The sequence below is a fragment of the Niallia sp. CD-39 genome (genome assembly GCF_059874745.1).
In genome coordinates this window covers 792,229-809,088 of the sequence record NZ_JCBCPS010000001.1, presented here as the reverse complement: position 1 = coordinate 809,088, position 16,860 = coordinate 792,229, and the positions used below count along the sequence as shown (strand labels likewise).

The following is a 16,860-nucleotide window of genomic DNA, read 5'->3' as shown; positions in this document are numbered from 1 at the left end:
GAAAAATTGGCATCTAAGTCTTATAGGGGTTAAACATTTTGTCCACACCCCTTGAACCATTCGAAGAAAGATACATATAATAGTCCAACAGGTTTAAATAATGTTCAATCGGAAAAAATAGTAATGTATAATGCTAAAATGACTGAATAAATAGGGATTATTTATTCCATTTTAATGAGGGATTTAATATGTTAATTCGTTACAAGAAGAGCTTTGAAAAAATTGCAATGGGTTTATTGTCTTTTATGCCTAATGAAAAAGACTTAAAACATTTACAGCAGACAATGAAAGAGTATGAGTCGAACCCTGCTCTCCAGTTATTTTTGTGGAAAGAAGAGGAAGACATCATTGGGTTGGTAGGTGTGGAGTTGGTGGAAGATGACGTGATCATCCAACATGTTTCCGTCAATCCATCGCATCGTAATACAGGAATCGGCAAGAACATGATACGTACGCTAAATGAAATTTACGAAAGTAAACATTTAACGGCATCAGAACTTACTGAGGCATTCTTTCATAAATGTGAAATGAATGAACTAACAGCAACAAAAGCTAGTGAGTAACATAAAAAAACATGTAGACAAAGCTTGCTTCAGCTTTGTTTACATGTTTTTTCTTTACTTATCGTTTTGTCTTCGATCCAATGCGGCTAACCTTTCTTGTATAACGGGTGAACGATCACGCCTAGAGTGTCGATGAATGATATCCAGCTGAGAAAGATTACTCGGTGCGCACCAAATAAAATTCTTATTTTCACAAAGCTTTTTTGATTCTTCTAAAAGTACATCATTTGTAATTGGAAGATTGTAGCTTTTGTACATAGAATTCCCTTTAAGGAGAACATCAAGTCTTTCTTTACTATCAAGTAGAAGCTGTCTTGCATCTAATCCTAATTGATTGATATGAGATTGTTCTTTTTCTTGTATTCTAATTGATTTAGAAAGTGTTCGAATCGCACCTGCAATATTGTTTCTTCGTTCATGGTAAAAAGATACAGCGAGTTGGATCAATCCAACCCAAGTCGATTCTTTGTTCGCAGGATCAACTTCCTTCCAATGTTCCTCAAGTAATTCATGGCATTCGAAGTAATCTCTATCTCCATGGAAGTGAACTAAGTATTCAATATAGGGTTTAGGATAAATAATTGAACCCCCCTTTCGTCTTAGATATGCTTACATTAAATAGTATCATAAACAGTCTTGATTTAGGAAAATGATGATGTTTTCGTTGTAAACGAAAAAAATGATGCCCAAATGCGAAAGGTAAAATGAATCCTAGTAATTGGGATGAATTAATTGTTGGATAACAAAAAACTTTAATTTATACTAGAGGATAGCTAGAATACTATACTATTTGTGAATAGGTGTTTAAAAGATGAAAGAGTATCAAGTGAAAATTGATGCATTTGAAGGACCACTCGATTTATTATTGCATTTAATTCATACACTCGAAATTGATATATATGATATTCCTGTTTCAGAGATTACTGAACAATATCTGTTGTATATACATACGATGAAGGAGCTTCAATTGGATGTTGCAAGTGAATACTTGGTGATGGCTGCAACTCTATTAGCCATTAAAAGCAAGATGTTATTGCCAAAGCATGAAGATGAGCTAGAGGAAGAGGATGGGTTTGATTATGAAGAAGATCCTCGGGATGAATTAGTAGAGCGGTTAATTGAGTATAAAAAGTATAAAGAAGCTGCCGAAGATTTAAAAGAGAGAGAAGAAGAAAGAAGCTTATTTTATTCGAAACCTCCAGCTGATCTATCGGAATATACAAAAGTAGCCTCTTCAGATAAGCTTGATTTAAACGTAACAATTTATGATATGCTAGGTGCATTTCAAAAGTTAATGAGGCGAAAAAAACTGCAGAAGCCGTTATCAACAAAAATAACCAGGCAGGAAATTCCAATCGAACAACGGATGACAGAAGTGTTGGAATTCGTTCGTGGACAAAAGCGAAAAGTGAGCTTTAATGATTTGTTTCCTCATTACGATAGAGAGCATATCGTTGTGACGTTTTTATCCGTATTAGAGTTAATGAAAAGACAAGAGTTAATCGTCCTTCAGGATCGCAATTTCTCGGAAATTTTTGTTGAAGCAACTGGAGGGGAAATTAATGGAGTTAGTTAATTGGAAAGGCATCGTGGAGAGTTTATTATTTGCTGCTGGGGATGAGGGACTATCCTTAAAGCAAATCTCCCAAGTTCTAGAAGTAGACACAGTAAAGGCAAGAGAAATAATGGAACAATTAAAGTCTTCTTACATGAATGATGAAAACAGAGGTATTATGCTTGTTGAATTAGCGAATTCCTTTCAACTAGTAACTAAGAAGGAACATGCGATCTATTTGAAGCGCTTAGTTGAATCACCAACGACAACTTCTTTGTCTCAGGCTGCTTTAGAAACATTGGCAATCATTGCGTATAAACAGCCGATTACGAGAACGGAAATAGAAGAGATTCGTGGGGTTAAAACAGAACGCCCCTTGCACACATTAAATTCCAAAGTGCTCATTAAAGAGGTTGGCAGGGCAGAGGGGACTGGTCGTCCCATACTTTATGGGACAACGAAAGAATTCTTGGAATACTTTGGCTTAAAAGATTTGAATGAGCTTCCCTCCCTTTCTGAAGATCAGGATGAAGAATTTATCCAAGAAGAGGCCGATCTATTCTTTGAAAAGTTTAAAGAAACTTTGAACACATGAGTTTAATATCAACATTTTAGAGGTATTTATGGTATGATTGTATCAGAAAGTTATATGTATTCGAATAATTAATATTAACGATATACAATGAATAAGTTTATACAAGCACAGCATGATGATCTCACCTAGAAGCTTTAACCAGTTGATATTTCCTTTATATGGAGGGGTATTTTTGATTATTAAAGCATGTAGTGGATTTGAATGCCAAAAAGCAAAACCAAATACTTCTGAAGATTTTTTTAATAAGAGTGAGGTTGTGTATTCTGAAAATGGAACCGAAAAAACGTTTCAGGTCTTATACCTTAGATATTTTGAAGAGTCAATTCATGAATTTACACCTTTCCCAGACGATCTGATCTTTTCGATCGATGGAAACGACATTTCCTTCAAAGAGATTGTTGCACTAACATTTTTATTGAAAAATCCAGGTTTTCAACATCAAAAACGCGTATACATCCATTCGAAAAAGGAGTTCGCTTCTTACTTCCGATTAATGGATTTACAAAAGCTTGAAGAAGTTTTTAAAACTTTATCGCAAAAAAATGATTATCATCTAAGCAAGCCATTAGATTTTGTCATAAATTAGAATGAGACCGATCATACCGAATGAGATGGTTGGATTGTTAAAATAACTCGGGGGTGCACTTTTTATATGGGTAATTCGATTGTTGTATCACAATTGGAAGATGTGAAGGATTTTTTAGGAAACAGCGTAGAAGTTTTCGAAAATTTCCTAAATGATACGACTTTAAAAGGATTAATGGAAGAGAAAAGTGGAAACGAGATGTATTACAAAGGGTTACTTTCTAATATACGGAAACTCGTAGTTTTTTGCGAGGAAGGCTTAGAAACTTGTAAGATCATTACACATTCTGAGCCGTTTCAGAAAAGTGCTGCAGAAAAAACATTGTACCGTATTTATCATCAATGCATCGAGGAGTTTTTCTCACCGAAAACGGACGTATGGTATGAAAATAGCCGTTCGGCATATACGGGAAAAAATTCAATTCGATTCCATGAAGACGTACCTGAAAGTATTGTGATTTTATTCCGCTCTCTTGAAGCAGATTTTCAAAAAATCCGTGAAGAACTTGAATATTATGAAACAGATTATCGAACGAAGATGATTCAATCAAAATAAAGAAATCACATGAAGACATTAAGGGACTCCCTTGGTGTCTTTTTTGCAGAATACGAATTGTATAGAAGTCTCTAAGACGATTTAAAGCTGAAGTGTTTTCTTGAAAATCTATGCTGTTTTTACGTTCTAGTTTGATGCTCTTTTCTTTTTCTTGTTTATAAATTTCCATGATATAGACAACCGGTTGTTACATATGTATGAAATGATGGAATTTATACAAAGGAGAATGGTCATGGCAGAAGAACGGGAATATTTAAGAAATATCAAACAGTGGCGTCATCAACTATTCGAATTTCTAGATAGTGAGCAGGTTGAGAGAAATCATGATTTACGAATGAAGCTGCAAACCTTTTCGGAGCAACTAGACGATGTAAACAATAGTGATCAAATTGAAATGGCTTTGATCCAAGAGCAAGCAGAAGCACTTCAAGATGAAATGGAACATTATTTTATGCATCGGCAGCAATTAGGGACAATTTTTTCCGTACAGGAACCGGTCATTAAAGCGGGCAAACATGTCCTCCCCCCTTTACCGTATGATTACTCTGCATTAGAACCGTATATTAGCACACGTATCATGCAGCTTCATCACGATAAACATCATCAGTCGTATGTAGACGGTTTGAATAAGGCAGAGAAAAAGCTTGAGGAAGCACGGAAGAAACAAGACTTTGATCTTGTGAAGCATTGGTCGAGAGAGTTAGCGTTTAATGGATCTGGTCATTATTTGCACACGATTTTCTGGAATAATATGAAGCCTAATGGTGGAGGGAAGCCGTCAGGCGGGCTGCTTCATGAAATAGAAAAATATTTTGGCAGCTTCGATGCCTTTAAAAAACACTTTTCTGAAGCGGCGAAGAAAGTTGAAGGTGGGGGATGGGCAATCCTAGTTTGGGCACCTAGACCACGTCATCTCGAAATCCTCCAAGTTGAAAAGCATATGGATTTTACACAATTAGATACAATCCCATTACTCGTATTGGATGTGTGGGAGCATGCCTACTACTTACAATACGAAAATGAAAAAGACAAATATGTTGATCAGTGGTGGAATATTGTTAATTGGAAAGATGTTGAGAACCGTTTTGCAAAAGCATATGAATTAAAATGGCAACCATATTAATCTTTAGGATGAACCTTCCTCTTTTCTAGTGGAAGGTTGAGATTGTAGACAAAGTCGATTTCCGACTTTGTCTACATTTTTTTCGTAGTACTTTTTTATAATAAGAGAAACCCTCAGAATGTCTTGAAAACGCTTGTCAGACTATGCGTGCGGTCGAATGAAGACCCGAATAGAACACACGGTTCATGAGGGGACTTTGATGCCAAACAACGACGTATGCGAGCGTTTGTCGACAGTCTGAACCTTCCTCTTTTCAAGTGGAAGGTTTTTTAGTTGTTCCTCACCTCATTGTCATATATGGACACGCCTTGCATAAACTTGTACAAACGAAAGTCAGAGACGGGGTAGTGGCAATGAAGCGAAAAAGATGGATACAGGTCATTTTAGTTGGTTTATTCTTATCATTCATCATTGAACCAATAAAAGCTAATGCGGTATCAGTTAGTGCTTCGAGTGCAATTTTAATGGAGCAAAGTACCGGACGTGTTCTGTTTGAAAAGAATGCGCATGAAAAGCGGAGAATTGCGAGCATTACGAAAATCATGACTGCTGTTTTAGCAGTTGAATCGAAGCAAATGGATGAGGTGGTGACTGTAAGTGCGAATGCAATTAGAGCTGAAGGATCATCTGTTTATTTAGTTTCAGGTGAAAAAATCAAATTAGAAGACCTTGTGTATGGGCTTATGCTACGTTCTGGAAACGATGCAGCTGTGGCAATTGCAGAGCATGTTGGTGGCAGCATAGAGGGCTTTGTTTATTTAATGAACCAAAAGGCAGAGGAAATCGGAATGAGAAATACTCATTTTGAGAATCCGCATGGATTGGATGATCATGAAGACCACTATTCGACTGCGTTTGATATGGCGACACTTACACGTTATGCCATGCAATATGAACAGTATCGAGAGATTGCAGGAACAAAGGTACATAAGGCTCCTCATCCTGAAGAAGCTTGGGACAGAGAATGGACGAATAAAAACCGCCTTCTTACTCAACTGTACAAATACACAACCGGTGGCAAAACAGGCTATACAAAAAGAGCTAAACGAACGTTAGTAACGACCGCTTCAAAAAATGAACTTGACTTGATTGCAGTAACATTAAATTTACCGAGCTCAAGTGACTGGGATGATCATATTCGATTGTATGAATCGGGATTTGCAGAATATCAACAAGTAGAGGTTTTAGGTGAGGGGAAGCTCAAGGGAATTGATGATGATTTTTATAAGAATAAGTTATTTTTCGAACATGAATATATCTATCCAGTGAAGGAAGAAGAAAAAAAAGACTTCGAGATTAAGTATACTTTAATAAAGCCGAAGTCTGAATGGAATGAAGAGCGTAAAGTTCCTGACATTGTTGGAAAAGCAACGGTATATTTCCAGGATGAAGCAGTTAAAACGATGCCAATATATTATGCTCATGAGCAGGTTGAACAGAAAAAGGGGTTTTATGAACTCTTTCGTGGACTGTTTACAAAAATTGCAGGTGTGAAGGCAGATGGTTAATTTAATCTGGGTTGCTTTAACAATCATCGGGATCGTATTTGCCATGTTTAATGGAACGATGCCGGAAGTAAATGAAGCTGTTTTTAATGGAGCAAAAGAGGCAGTAACACTGTGCATCGGATTGATCAGTGTGCTTGTGTTTTGGCTCGGGATGATGAAGATTGCAGAGCATGCCGGTTTGTTAAACGCTTTATCTGCCTTATTTCGACCGATTGTAAAACGAATCTTTCCAGAAGTACCGAGTGATCATCCAGCAATGGGATATATTTTATCAAATATGATGGCAAATTTATTTGGATTAGGTAATGCAGCAACACCGCTTGGGATTAAAGCGATGGAACAGTTAAAAGAATTAAATGGGGGATCGAACGAGGCGAGTCGTTCCATGGTTACATTTTTAGCAGTTAACACCGCAAGTATTACACTAATTCCTACAACGGTCATAGCCATTCGGATGAACTATGAGGCAGTTTCACCTACTGATATTGTTGTACCTACATTGATTACAACGATATTGTCCGCGATTGCTGCGCTCCTTATTGACCGCTACTTTTATTATCGAAGAATGCGGAAAGGGTGAAGCTATTGGAATTTATATCGCTTATTTCACTTTGGTTCATCCCACTCTTAATTGGGTTTATTCTTTTATATGGAACCTTCAAGAGGGTACCTACCTATGAAAGCTTCGTAGAAGGTGGGAAAGACGGAATAAAGATTGCAATCTCAATTATTCCGTTTCTAGTAGGGATGCTTGTTGCAATTTCCATTTTTCGTGCATCTGGTGCATTGGATTTTATCATGGGTTTGATTCGGCCTGCGCTTGAGGCAATCGGTATTCCAGCTGAGATTGTACCATTAAGTATAATCCGACCGATATCTGGAACAGCAGCTTTAGGTATGACGACAGATTTAATTGCTTCACATGGCCCAGACTCTTTTATCGGAAGGTTAGCATCTGTTCTTCAAGGAAGTACAGACACAACATTTTATGTCCTAACCGTTTATTTTGGAGCGGTTGGAATCAAGAAAATGGGTGATGCCTTAAAAGTTGGTCTATTAGCCGACCTAGTTGGAATCATCTTAGCAATCATGGTCGTTACTCTTATATTTGGTGCATGATCTATCAAATGGCTTTTATTTCACATTAATTGTTTAGGTGAAGAACTTTCACCTATTCTTTTATAATAACTATTTGATACTACACAATTTATTGCTAGTGTGTACATGAGGGTTTTAGCAAATAGGGTTGAGGAGGTTTCCTCAATCTTTTTTGATTTGTAGCTGTTTTTCTCCTCTATCCATGCGTCATTTTCAATTGTCTCCTTTGAAAACAAGTCAATCTATGGCATAATGCATTAGGAAAGATATTTTAAGAAAGAAATGCATTAATTGAGGTGACATGATGGAAAGATTACAAAAGGTAATTGCACATGCAGGGATTGCATCGAGACGTAAAGCAGAAGAGCTTATCGAAAAAGGGCATGTGAAAGTGAATGGGAAAACAGTCACTGAACTTGGGACGAAGGTTTCTTCATCTGATAAAATAGAAGTGGACGGCATTCCTTTAGAAAGGGAAGAACCGGTTTATTTCATGCTGTATAAACCACGTGGAGTGATTTCAGCTTCCGCAGATGATAAAGGAAGAAAAGTTGTAACAGACTTCTTTGAAGAAGTGAAACAACGTATTTATCCAATTGGTCGATTGGACTATGACACTTCAGGCGTTATTTTGTTAACAAATGATGGTGAATTTGCAAACCTTATGATGCATCCACGAAATGAAATTGAAAAAGTATATGTTGCTAAGGTTAAAGGAATTCCTTCAAGGGAAAATATTCAGAAACTCCAAAGAGGGGTCATGTTAGAAGACGGAAAGACTGCTCCAGCAAAAATAAAATTAATTTCTATTGATAAAAAGAAGCAGACGGCAATTATCGAGCTGATCATTCATGAAGGACGCAATCGTCAAGTTCGTCGTATGTTTGATGCAATCGGACATACTGTATTGAAACTAAAGCGTGAGCGTTATGCGTTTTTGCAGCTTAATGGCTTGAGTTCAGGGGATGGAAGAGAATTAACAGCACATGAGGTAAAGCAATTAAGAACATTGGCTATGAAGAAAAAGTAACATTGATCTGGCGCTTCATGCGCCATACTCTAAATAGGAAGAAAATTCATAGAAGTGTCACAGTTACTTCACATAGTTAACAATGTCTATATGCTAAAAAATGATATAATTAGTACCATATTAGAATGAAGAATAATGATAATTACATAAGAATTAATTCAATTATTCAAAATTGTAATCGATTACTCATTCGGTGAAAAACTCGATGGAGGGACTTAAGGTGAAGAAAAAGAGACTAATTACTCGTACAGTCATACTCCTTCTCTTAGCGCTTGCTGTTGGATATACGTTATATGCAAATTTTATGCAAGATAAAGAGGAAAAAGTCACAATTGGGAAAGAGGCTCCTGATTTTGTATTGACGGATCTTAATGGGGAGACACATCGACTATCTGATTACCGTGGACAAGGTGTTTTAGTCAACTTTTGGGCAACCTGGTGTAAGCCTTGTGAAAAAGAAATGCCCTATATGAACAATATGTACAATGAATATAAGGATCAAGGGATTCAAATATTGGCGATTAATGTCGGTGAATCGGATCTAGCCGTTCGAAATTTTACTGGCAGAATGGATCTTGATTTTCCAATTTTAAATGACAAAACGGGTAATCAGGTTCAAGGAGCTTATCGTGTCACATACTTGCCAGATACAATCGTAATTGACCCTGATGGAATCGTATTAAAAAGTCATACTGGAGAATTAACTGAGGATATGATTAGAGATTATATGGAAATGATTAAGCCATAAGCAATGGGGAGTTTTTATTATGAAAGAAGTAATTTGCGAATGCGGACATAAAAATCCACACGGTACCGTACTCTGTGAATCTTGCGGCAAGGTATTAATCGAAAAAGAGAATGAACAAAAACTTGTTGACATGCGGTATGAAGGGAGCGCACGACGCTCACAAACATATAACAAATCGTTCATCGATAAGATATGGAACTTCTTTTCTTCCGTAAAGGTTGGCGTTTGGATCATCGTTATTACGTTGGTTGCTGCGGCGTTAGGGACGATTTTCCCACAAGAAATGTACATACCACCGACAGTTGCAGCATCACAGTATTATCACGACCAATACGGCTGGTTAGGAAAGCTATATTATGATTTAGGCTTTCATAATCTTTATAGCTCTTGGTGGTTCTTATTATTAGTAGCGGCAATGGGAATCTCGATTATTATTGCAAGCCTTGACCGTGGCATACCTTTGTATCGTTCGTTGAAAAATCAACGTGTCGTCCGTCATGAAGGCTTCATGAAGCGTCAACGTATTTTTAGTAAGACAGATGCAAAAGACATCGATGAGAGTTTTGCTGGAATTAAAGAAAAGATGAAAGCAAAAAAATATAAACTCCGTGAAGAAAATGGTGCAATATTTGCTGAAAAGGGACGCTTCTCTCGTTGGGGTCCTTACGTTAATCATACTGGCCTTATACTTTTTTTAATTGGATGTATGCTTCGCTTTGTACCTGGAATGTATATTGATGAGGTGTTATGGCTGAGAGAAGGCGAAACAAAAGTAATTCCTGGAACAGAAGGGGAGTACTTCTTAGAAAATCACCGTTTCACACTCGAAGTGTATGACCAAGATAACAGTCGTGAAGAGTTTTCAAATGCTTTGGAAAATGCGGGAATGGTTGCGAAGAATTTCCAAACAGATGCTACGCTATATAAGCGTGTAGGTGAAACGATACCAGGTGAAGAACCTGAGCTAGAGAAAGTGATGGATGATGAAATACGTGTAAACCATCCATTAGAATTTGAATCATTTAAACTGTATCAAACAAGTTATAAAATGAATGAGTTTAGTCATATGAGCTTTGCAATGAAGAATAAGTTGACCGATGATGAAATTGGTAGAATAACGGTTGATTTAAATGAACCAGAGAATACGTATGACTTAGGAAACGGCTATAAAGTTCAAATTATTACATACTTCCCAGACTTCGAATTTGATTCAAATTCTCAGCCTGTAACCGTTTCTAGAATTCCAAATAACCCAGCTTTTGCATTTCGCATGTTTTCTCCAGAGCATCCAGAGGGAGAAGTTAGCTTCGTTGCAATTCAACAAACAATTGAGCCATACGGAGACAATGATTATCGTTTAGCGTTTACGGGCATTGATACAAAAAATGTAACAGCACTAACAGTTCGTAAAGATTTAACGCTCGGAGTGTTGATTGTTGGGGGAATTATCTTTATGATCGGTGTTGCACAAGGTTCATACTGGAATCATCGCCGTATATGGATTCGGAAGGTTGATGACGAAATTTGGGTTTCCGGTCATTCGAATAAAAACATCGTTACTTTGAAACGTGAAATCAATGAAATTACTAAAGATAGTGGTCTCAATGAAGCAATTGATCAAAGCGAAATTGAGAAGAAGGACTAGGAGGAACGACAGTGGCTAGTATCAGTCAACAATTACTTTACATTGCCTTTATCCTATACCTTTTTGCGACCGTATTTTTTGCAGGGTCCATTAAGGATAAAAAGGGAAGAGAAAAGGATCATGAAAAAGGAACTCCGAATAAGTGGGCGAAGATTGCTGTTGCCATAACGATTGCTGGATTCCTATCGCAACTAGGTTATTTTATTACTCGTTGGATTGCTGCTGGACATGCACCGGTTAGTAATTTATTCGAATTTACAACATTCTTTGGTATGGCGTTAGTCGGTGCGTTTATAATCCTGTACTTTATGTATAAAACACCAGTACTTGGACTTTTCTCAGTACCGATTGCTATGCTATTAATTGGGTATGCAGCGATGTTCCCGCGTGATATTTCACCGCTTGTCCCATCGTTGCAAAGTCATTGGTTGATGATCCATGTTATTACAGCTGCAGTAGGACAAGCGATTTTAGCAATTAGCTTTGTTGCTGGTTTAATCTACTTAATTAAAGCAATCGACCACACGAAAAAAAGCAAGCAAGCTTTTTGGTTAGAAGCTGTAATGTTTGGTGTAGTCTGTACGTTAGGGTTTATCATCATTACATCTACTTTTTCAGGAATGGGATACAAAGCAGACTTTAACTGGGTCGATCATAATGGAGTAGCTACAACTTCAAATTATGAATTACCACCACTGATTGGGCCTTTTGAGGGAGAGGCACTTACAGACGCGGCGATGACTCCTTGGATTGAGGCACCTGCCATTATCGATGCAAAGAAGTTAAATACAGTTATTTGGTCTCTGTTCTCAGGGGCGATTCTTTATCTATTGTTTAGGCTTATTTTAAGAAAAAGAATCTCACATAGCCTTCAGCCATTAACGAAAAAAGTAAATCTTGAATTAGTGGATGAAATTGGCTATCGTTCCGTATTAATTGGATTCCCTGTGTTTACATTAGGAGCGTTAATCTTTGCGATGATATGGGCTCAAATTGCCTGGTCACGTTTTTGGGGTTGGGATCCAAAAGAAGTTTGGGCGCTTATCACTTTCCTTTTCTATGCTGCATACTTACACCTACGCCTATCGAAAGGCTGGCAAGGTGAAAAGTCAGCATGGTTAGGAGTAGTTGGTTTTATAATCATCATGTTCAATTTAATCGTCGTAAACCTTGTAATTGCAGGCTTGCATTCTTATGCTGCAGGCTTGTAAGTAAATTGTTTATTACAGAAGCCTTCACTTAGGTGAAGGCTTCTCAACTAATATGGGATATTTTATTAATGAGAGGGTGCGAAAACATGGAAAACGATGTGAAGATTTTAATTGTAGACGATGAAGATCGTATTAGAAGGCTATTAAAAATGTACTTAGAAAGAGAAGAGTATACGATTGAAGAAGCGGAAAATGGAAACGAAGCAGTTGAAAAAGCACTGAACAATGAATATGATGTGATTTTACTTGATTTAATGATGCCTGAGAAGGATGGAATTGAAGCCTGTCGTGAAATTCGCGAGAAAAAAGCAACACCAATTATTATGCTAACAGCTAAGGGTGAGGAAGTTAACCGTGTTCAAGGTTTTGAAGTAGGGACAGATGATTACATTGTCAAACCTTTTAGTCCACGTGAAGTGGTGCTGCGAGTAAAGGCGTTATTACGTCGTTCTTCAAAGACAAACTATATTCAAGCAGATACAACGACGAAGGACGTCATTGTGTTTCCACATTTAACAATCGACAATGATGCACATCGAGTATTAGCGGACGGCAAAGAAGTTAACTTAACTCCAAAAGAATACGAGTTGCTTTATTTCTTAGCCAAATCACCAGATAAGGTGTTTGATCGTGAACAGCTTTTAAAAGAGGTTTGGCACTACGAGTTCTTTGGTGATTTACGAACAGTAGATACACACGTTAAACGCCTTCGTGAAAAAATGAATAAAGTCTCCGAGCAAGCAGCAAAGATGATCGTTACAGTGTGGGGAGTAGGCTACAAGTTCGAAGTAATAAATGAATGATGCTATTTAGAAGTGTTGTAGGTAAACTTTGGATCACATACATTGTTTTAGTTTCCTTTGTATTGTTCATTTTAACTGTGATGCTTTTAGAGTTTTTTGAGAACTATCATATAAATGAAACTGAAAAAGGGTTATATACAACTGCCAATAAAATCTCAAAGATTCTTGATGAACATGATACTGAGATTGGGTTAGACATCTCTTGGGAGTTAACCGATGAGGTAACAAAGGTAGTCGTTATTTATAGTGAAGAGGAATACTACTATTCTCCAAACCATGACCAAGGGGAACAGCTGCCAATTTCTTATTTTCGTGAAGACCCAGAATTAAATGATGTATTTATTAATGACCGTGAAGTAAAGAAGGTTTCCACCTATGAATTTGAGGAATCAATTAGAGATGAACTAGAGCGGATGTTAATAGTTGGAGTACCGCTTCCAGCAGAAGAACATGCGGATGGAGCAATGTTTGTCTATCAGTCATTAGAAGTAATGGAAGAGACAACGAGTTCGACGACAAAATTCATCTTACTTGCTGCAGGAGTTGCCATCGTACTTACAACCATTTTTGCTTTCTTTTTATCAACAAGGATTACAGCACCACTGCGCACTATGAGAGAAGCTGTATTAGAAGTGGCAAAAGGCAAGTTTGATACAAAGGTTCCGTTTTTATCCAATGATGAAATTGGTGAGCTGGCGAATTCTTTTAATCAAATGAGCCGTCAGTTAAATTACAATTTAAATGCACTTAATCAAGAAAAAGAGCAGGTTTCAAATATTTTAAGCAGTATGGCAGATGGGGTAATCACGTTTAATCGTGATGGAACCATTTTAATAACAAACCCACCAGCTGAACACTTTTTGCATAGCTGGTTTTATGAAAAAGACAAAGATAAGAAAAATTCGGAAGCTGTGCCCTCAAAGGTTATGGAACTGTTTCAACTTGCTGTGAGCACAGAGAAAGAACAAATTGGGGAAATTTCTATTCAGGGACGTACATGGGTAATGATTATTAGCCCGCTTTATACTGAAAAATATGTACGCGGAGCAGTTGCAGTAATCCGTGATATGACAGAAGAAAGACAGCTTGATAAGCTAAGAAAAGATTTCATTGCAAATGTTTCGCATGAATTAAGAACTCCAATTTCTCTTCTGCAAGGATACAGTGAAGCGATAGTTGATGATATTGCTTCGACTGAAGAAGAGAAAAAAGAGATGGCAAAAGTCATCTATGATGAATCATTGCGAATGGGTCGTCTCGTCAATGAGTTATTAGATATTGCGAGGATGGAAGCTGGCCATATTCAAGTCACTAAAGAGCATGTGGAAATCGCTCCATTTATTGAACGAGTGATTCGTAAGTTTCAGGGCATTGCAAAGGAAAAAGACATTGAGATGACTGCAGAATTGCAAGGAAGTGGCTATACGTTCTTTATTGATCCAGATCGAATGGAACAAGTGCTTACAAATTTAATTGATAACGCTCTTCGCCACACACCTGAAAAGGGAAAAGTGACAGTTAGAGAACAAACCGATGATCGTGGGCTATTTATTGAAGTCGTTGATTCCGGATCAGGAATTCCTGAGGAGGATTTACCATTTATCTTTGAACGTTTTTATAAAGCAGACAAAGCGAGAACCCGTGGTCGTTCAGGTACTGGACTCGGCTTAGCTATTGCAAAAAATATTGTAGTCGCACATAAAGGTCATATTCAAGTTCAAAGCAAAAAAAATTATGGAACTACATTTACAATCTTTATCCCATACGAGGTGCAATAGCAGACGCGAATATTGGGAGAATCGATCATATTTTGCCGAGTAATCTTGATTCACAAGGAACATACAAAATCATTCAGTGCAAGATAAATACTACATATCGAAAAAAGGAAGGTTATTCTATATAACTCCTTCCTTTTTTTTTCGTTTAATACTATAGTTAAGGTGTAACTTTTTAAACGGATATTTCGACTAATGAATTGAACGGGGAGGGAAATGAATGGACTCCGTTTTTGATGAACTATATAACAATTATCATCATGACGTATATCAATTTTTATTTTATATGGTACGCAATAAAGAACTAGCAGAAGACTTGGTTCAAGAGGTATATATACGAGTACTGAAATCCTATCAAAAGTTTGAAGGGAAAAGCAGTGAAAAAACATGGTTATTCTCAATCGCAAGGAATGTTGCTATTGATTCATATCGAAAGCAAAAAGGTTGGAAGCAAAGGATGCTGGAAACGTTCGATTGGTCTACGAATCAAGTAAAGGATGTAAACCCAGTGCCTGAGGAAGTAGCAATGCAAAGGGAAGAAATCCAGAGAATTTATCAAGCCCTAGAATATTGTACTGTGGATCAACGTGCGGTTATTATTATGCGCTATATTCAAGAGCAATCGATTGCTGAAACAGCACAAGTGCTGAATTGGACAGAGAGCAAAGTGAAAACAACACAACACCGAGCTTTGAAGGTATTAAAGAAATATATGGAAGAATTAGCAGAGAAGGAGGTCATACAGAGTGGACAAGGAAAAGTGGAGTGATGAGCAGCTAGAGCAATATTTAAAAAGCCTCCCGAAAGTTAAGGATCACCGTGACAAACAAGAGGTTTATCAGCAAGTCCAGCTTAGGATGCAAAAGCAACGAAAAAATAGATGGATGTTTCCTGCAGCAGCAGTGGCAGCTGCATTATTGCTTGTATGGGTGTTATTCCCTGGTTTAACTAGCAATGAATCATACAACTTCTTGAGTTTTGACTCTAGTACCTCGGATGATCTGTCTGGAGAAAGTGATATTGCCTCAATGAACCAAGAGGCGAATGATTCTGCGATTGACGAGTCAGAACCTGAAAGAACGAGAGAAGAAGCTGCTATTAATACAGATAAAAAAGTTGAGCAACAAAAAGCTGTTGTATTTCAAAATAAAGAGCGTCTTGCAATTTACCCAGATGATGTAGGTAATGGGCAAATTTTCACCTATTCCTTAACGGATACGAACGCCCAAAACATTGTTCCTGTCAGCATTGTTGTCGAGCAACAAGCAGGGAAATCTGCATTTGATCACTACATGGAAAACATCGCAAGCCTGCCAGAAGAGCAATGGGGCTTAAGAGAGGCATATCCTAAAGACTGGACATTAAATTATGATGTTGATACGAATGAAATCAGCGTTGATGTTCCGGCAGGTCACCAATATACGATTGCAGCAGCAGCAGTGACAAGTTTCTATAGCGCTGTTAAAGGGATGGCTCAATCTCTAGGGGTTAGCTCAGTCAAACTGTTCACAGATGGTGAAGAAGGTATTTATGATGGATATAATGATCAACCAAAAACTGTGATGGCAGGAGAAGACCTTATTGATCGCAATCGTGCGTATTACTTCTTCTATCCAAATGGAAAAGAAGAGAAGCCATTTCTCGTTCCGTATGTTTTTGATAAATTAAATTCTATTAAAGAGGCATTTACGGCAATGAAAAAAGAAGTTCCAACACATGAGTTGCTTCCTTCAATACCTGAAGAATTAGAAGTAGATACTGAGGAAGCAGAAGGACGCCTCATTGTAAGGCTTTCAAATGATCAGTTATTAGCTGATTATGAGGAGGCACAATATACTTTAGAAGCGATCTTAATGACAGCTAAGGACTTTGATTATGAAACTGTTAAAATTGAAAGCAAGTCGTTTTCGCAAATAGGATCATTTAATTTGGAAAATGAATTACCAGTTCCAATTGCGGCAAATAGGCGTGCTTTAATACAATAACATTCAAGCCGATGAGCAAATAGCTCATCGGTTTTTTGCATATTAATTGAATAGACCTGAAATAATAATCTATGTGTTTT

The 16,860-nt window shown here is 37.4% G+C and carries 18 protein-coding genes; 17 read left to right on the top strand and 1 reads right to left on the bottom strand.

Annotated features, from left to right (window positions below; all coding sequences use genetic code 11):
- Nucleotides 1-188: 188 nt before the first annotated feature.
- On the top strand, nucleotides 189-563 hold the full coding sequence (locus AC6F34_RS04105) for a GNAT family N-acetyltransferase (protein WP_500769219.1): 375 nt from the start codon (nucleotides 189-191) through the stop codon (nucleotides 561-563).
- A gap of 54 nt (nucleotides 564-617) precedes the next feature.
- Here AC6F34_RS04105 and AC6F34_RS04100 read toward each other — a convergent pair whose 3' ends face one another.
- Nucleotides 618-1,124 carry a DUF309 domain-containing protein gene (locus AC6F34_RS04100; RefSeq protein ID WP_500770133.1) on the bottom strand — a complete coding sequence of 169 codons (507 nt, stop codon included), beginning with the start codon at nucleotides 1,122-1,124 and terminating at the stop codon, nucleotides 618-620.
- 250 nt (nucleotides 1,125-1,374) lie between these two features.
- Here AC6F34_RS04100 and AC6F34_RS04095 point away from each other — a divergent pair, with 250 nt between their 5' ends.
- From AC6F34_RS04095 to AC6F34_RS04020, 16 genes are all read left to right on the top strand, one after another.
- Nucleotides 1,375-2,139, top strand: a complete 765-nt coding sequence (locus tag AC6F34_RS04095) for a segregation/condensation protein A (protein ID WP_500769217.1) — start codon at nucleotides 1,375-1,377, stop codon at nucleotides 2,137-2,139.
- A complete protein-coding gene (scpB, locus tag AC6F34_RS04090; protein WP_500769215.1) occupies nucleotides 2,126-2,713 on the top strand; it encodes an SMC-Scp complex subunit ScpB in 588 nt (195 codons plus the stop codon). The genes AC6F34_RS04095 and scpB overlap by 14 nt, the downstream gene beginning before the upstream one ends.
- Before the next feature lie 172 nt (nucleotides 2,714-2,885).
- The gene (locus tag AC6F34_RS04085; RefSeq protein WP_500769213.1) at nucleotides 2,886-3,299 is read left to right on the top strand and encodes a hypothetical protein; all 414 of its coding nucleotides are present in this window, start codon (nucleotides 2,886-2,888) and stop codon (nucleotides 3,297-3,299) included.
- Nucleotides 3,300-3,365: 66 nt separating this feature from the next.
- Nucleotides 3,366-3,854, top strand: coding sequence for a YpuI family protein (locus AC6F34_RS04080; protein ID WP_500769211.1), 489 nt, complete (start codon nucleotides 3,366-3,368; stop codon nucleotides 3,852-3,854).
- Between the two features lie 232 nt (nucleotides 3,855-4,086).
- Complete coding sequence (locus AC6F34_RS04075) at nucleotides 4,087-4,977, top strand: superoxide dismutase (RefSeq protein ID WP_500769209.1); 891 nt, start codon at nucleotides 4,087-4,089, stop codon at nucleotides 4,975-4,977.
- 353 nt (nucleotides 4,978-5,330) lie between these two features.
- A complete protein-coding gene (locus AC6F34_RS04070; protein ID WP_500769207.1) occupies nucleotides 5,331-6,485 on the top strand; it encodes a D-alanyl-D-alanine carboxypeptidase family protein in 1,155 nt (384 codons plus the stop codon).
- Nucleotides 6,478-7,065: a nucleoside recognition domain-containing protein gene (locus AC6F34_RS04065; protein ID WP_500769205.1), complete on the top strand. Its 588-nt coding sequence runs from the start codon at nucleotides 6,478-6,480 to the stop codon at nucleotides 7,063-7,065. Before AC6F34_RS04070 ends, AC6F34_RS04065 begins: the two co-directional genes overlap by 8 nt.
- A 5-nt stretch (nucleotides 7,066-7,070) precedes the next feature.
- Entirely contained in the window at nucleotides 7,071-7,604 is a 534-nt protein-coding gene (locus AC6F34_RS04060) for a spore maturation protein (RefSeq protein ID WP_500769203.1), read from the top strand.
- Nucleotides 7,605-7,887: 283 nt separating this feature from the next.
- Nucleotides 7,888-8,613 (top strand): 23S rRNA pseudouridine(2605) synthase RluB, encoded by a 726-nt coding sequence (rluB, locus tag AC6F34_RS04055; protein WP_500769201.1) that lies wholly within the window; start codon nucleotides 7,888-7,890, stop codon nucleotides 8,611-8,613.
- A gap of 220 nt (nucleotides 8,614-8,833) precedes the next feature.
- Nucleotides 8,834-9,361: a thiol-disulfide oxidoreductase ResA gene (gene resA / locus AC6F34_RS04050; protein WP_500769199.1), complete on the top strand. Its 528-nt coding sequence runs from the start codon at nucleotides 8,834-8,836 to the stop codon at nucleotides 9,359-9,361.
- 19 nt (nucleotides 9,362-9,380) lie between these two features.
- A complete protein-coding gene (resB, locus tag AC6F34_RS04045) occupies nucleotides 9,381-11,006 on the top strand; it encodes a cytochrome c biogenesis protein ResB (RefSeq protein ID WP_500769197.1) in 1,626 nt (541 codons plus the stop codon).
- A gap of 11 nt (nucleotides 11,007-11,017) precedes the next feature.
- Nucleotides 11,018-12,217, top strand: coding sequence for a c-type cytochrome biogenesis protein CcsB (gene ccsB, locus AC6F34_RS04040; RefSeq protein WP_500769195.1), 1,200 nt, complete (start codon nucleotides 11,018-11,020; stop codon nucleotides 12,215-12,217).
- 86 nt (nucleotides 12,218-12,303) lie between these two features.
- Entirely contained in the window at nucleotides 12,304-13,020 is a 717-nt protein-coding gene (locus AC6F34_RS04035) for a response regulator transcription factor (RefSeq protein WP_500769193.1), read from the top strand.
- Nucleotides 13,017-14,798 carry an ATP-binding protein gene (locus AC6F34_RS04030; RefSeq protein ID WP_500769191.1) on the top strand — a complete coding sequence of 594 codons (1,782 nt, stop codon included), beginning with the start codon at nucleotides 13,017-13,019 and terminating at the stop codon, nucleotides 14,796-14,798. Before AC6F34_RS04035 ends, AC6F34_RS04030 begins: the two co-directional genes overlap by 4 nt.
- A 217-nt stretch (nucleotides 14,799-15,015) precedes the next feature.
- Nucleotides 15,016-15,564 carry an RNA polymerase sigma factor SigX gene (sigX, locus tag AC6F34_RS04025; RefSeq protein ID WP_500769189.1) on the top strand — a complete coding sequence of 183 codons (549 nt, stop codon included), beginning with the start codon at nucleotides 15,016-15,018 and terminating at the stop codon, nucleotides 15,562-15,564.
- A complete protein-coding gene (locus AC6F34_RS04020) occupies nucleotides 15,542-16,780 on the top strand; it encodes an RsiX family anti-sigma factor (RefSeq protein ID WP_500769187.1) in 1,239 nt (412 codons plus the stop codon). Before sigX ends, AC6F34_RS04020 begins: the two co-directional genes overlap by 23 nt.
- The last annotated feature ends 80 nt before the right edge of the window (nucleotides 16,781-16,860 follow it).

Excerpts from the sequence above, each read along its gene's own strand:
- AC6F34_RS04035 (WP_500769193.1), top strand. The coding sequence starts at position 12,304 with ATGGAAAACGATGTGAAGATTTTAATTGTAGACGATGAAGATCGTATT.
- AC6F34_RS04095 (WP_500769217.1), top strand. The coding sequence starts at position 1,375 with ATGAAAGAGTATCAAGTGAAAATTGATGCATTTGAAGGACCACTCGAT.
- rluB (WP_500769201.1), top strand. The coding sequence starts at position 7,888 with ATGGAAAGATTACAAAAGGTAATTGCACATGCAGGGATTGCATCGAGA.
- sigX (WP_500769189.1), top strand. The coding sequence starts at position 15,016 with ATGGACTCCGTTTTTGATGAACTATATAACAATTATCATCATGACGTA.
- resB (WP_500769197.1), top strand. The coding sequence starts at position 9,381 with ATGAAAGAAGTAATTTGCGAATGCGGACATAAAAATCCACACGGTACC.
- AC6F34_RS04065 (WP_500769205.1), top strand. The coding sequence starts at position 6,478 with ATGGTTAATTTAATCTGGGTTGCTTTAACAATCATCGGGATCGTATTT.
- AC6F34_RS04030 (WP_500769191.1), top strand. The coding sequence starts at position 13,017 with ATGATGCTATTTAGAAGTGTTGTAGGTAAACTTTGGATCACATACATT.
- AC6F34_RS04070 (WP_500769207.1), top strand. The coding sequence starts at position 5,331 with ATGAAGCGAAAAAGATGGATACAGGTCATTTTAGTTGGTTTATTCTTA.
- scpB (WP_500769215.1), top strand. The coding sequence starts at position 2,126 with ATGGAGTTAGTTAATTGGAAAGGCATCGTGGAGAGTTTATTATTTGCT.
- AC6F34_RS04080 (WP_500769211.1), top strand. The coding sequence starts at position 3,366 with ATGGGTAATTCGATTGTTGTATCACAATTGGAAGATGTGAAGGATTTT.
- AC6F34_RS04075 (WP_500769209.1), top strand. The coding sequence starts at position 4,087 with ATGGCAGAAGAACGGGAATATTTAAGAAATATCAAACAGTGGCGTCAT.
- AC6F34_RS04105 (WP_500769219.1), top strand. The coding sequence starts at position 189 with ATGTTAATTCGTTACAAGAAGAGCTTTGAAAAAATTGCAATGGGTTTA.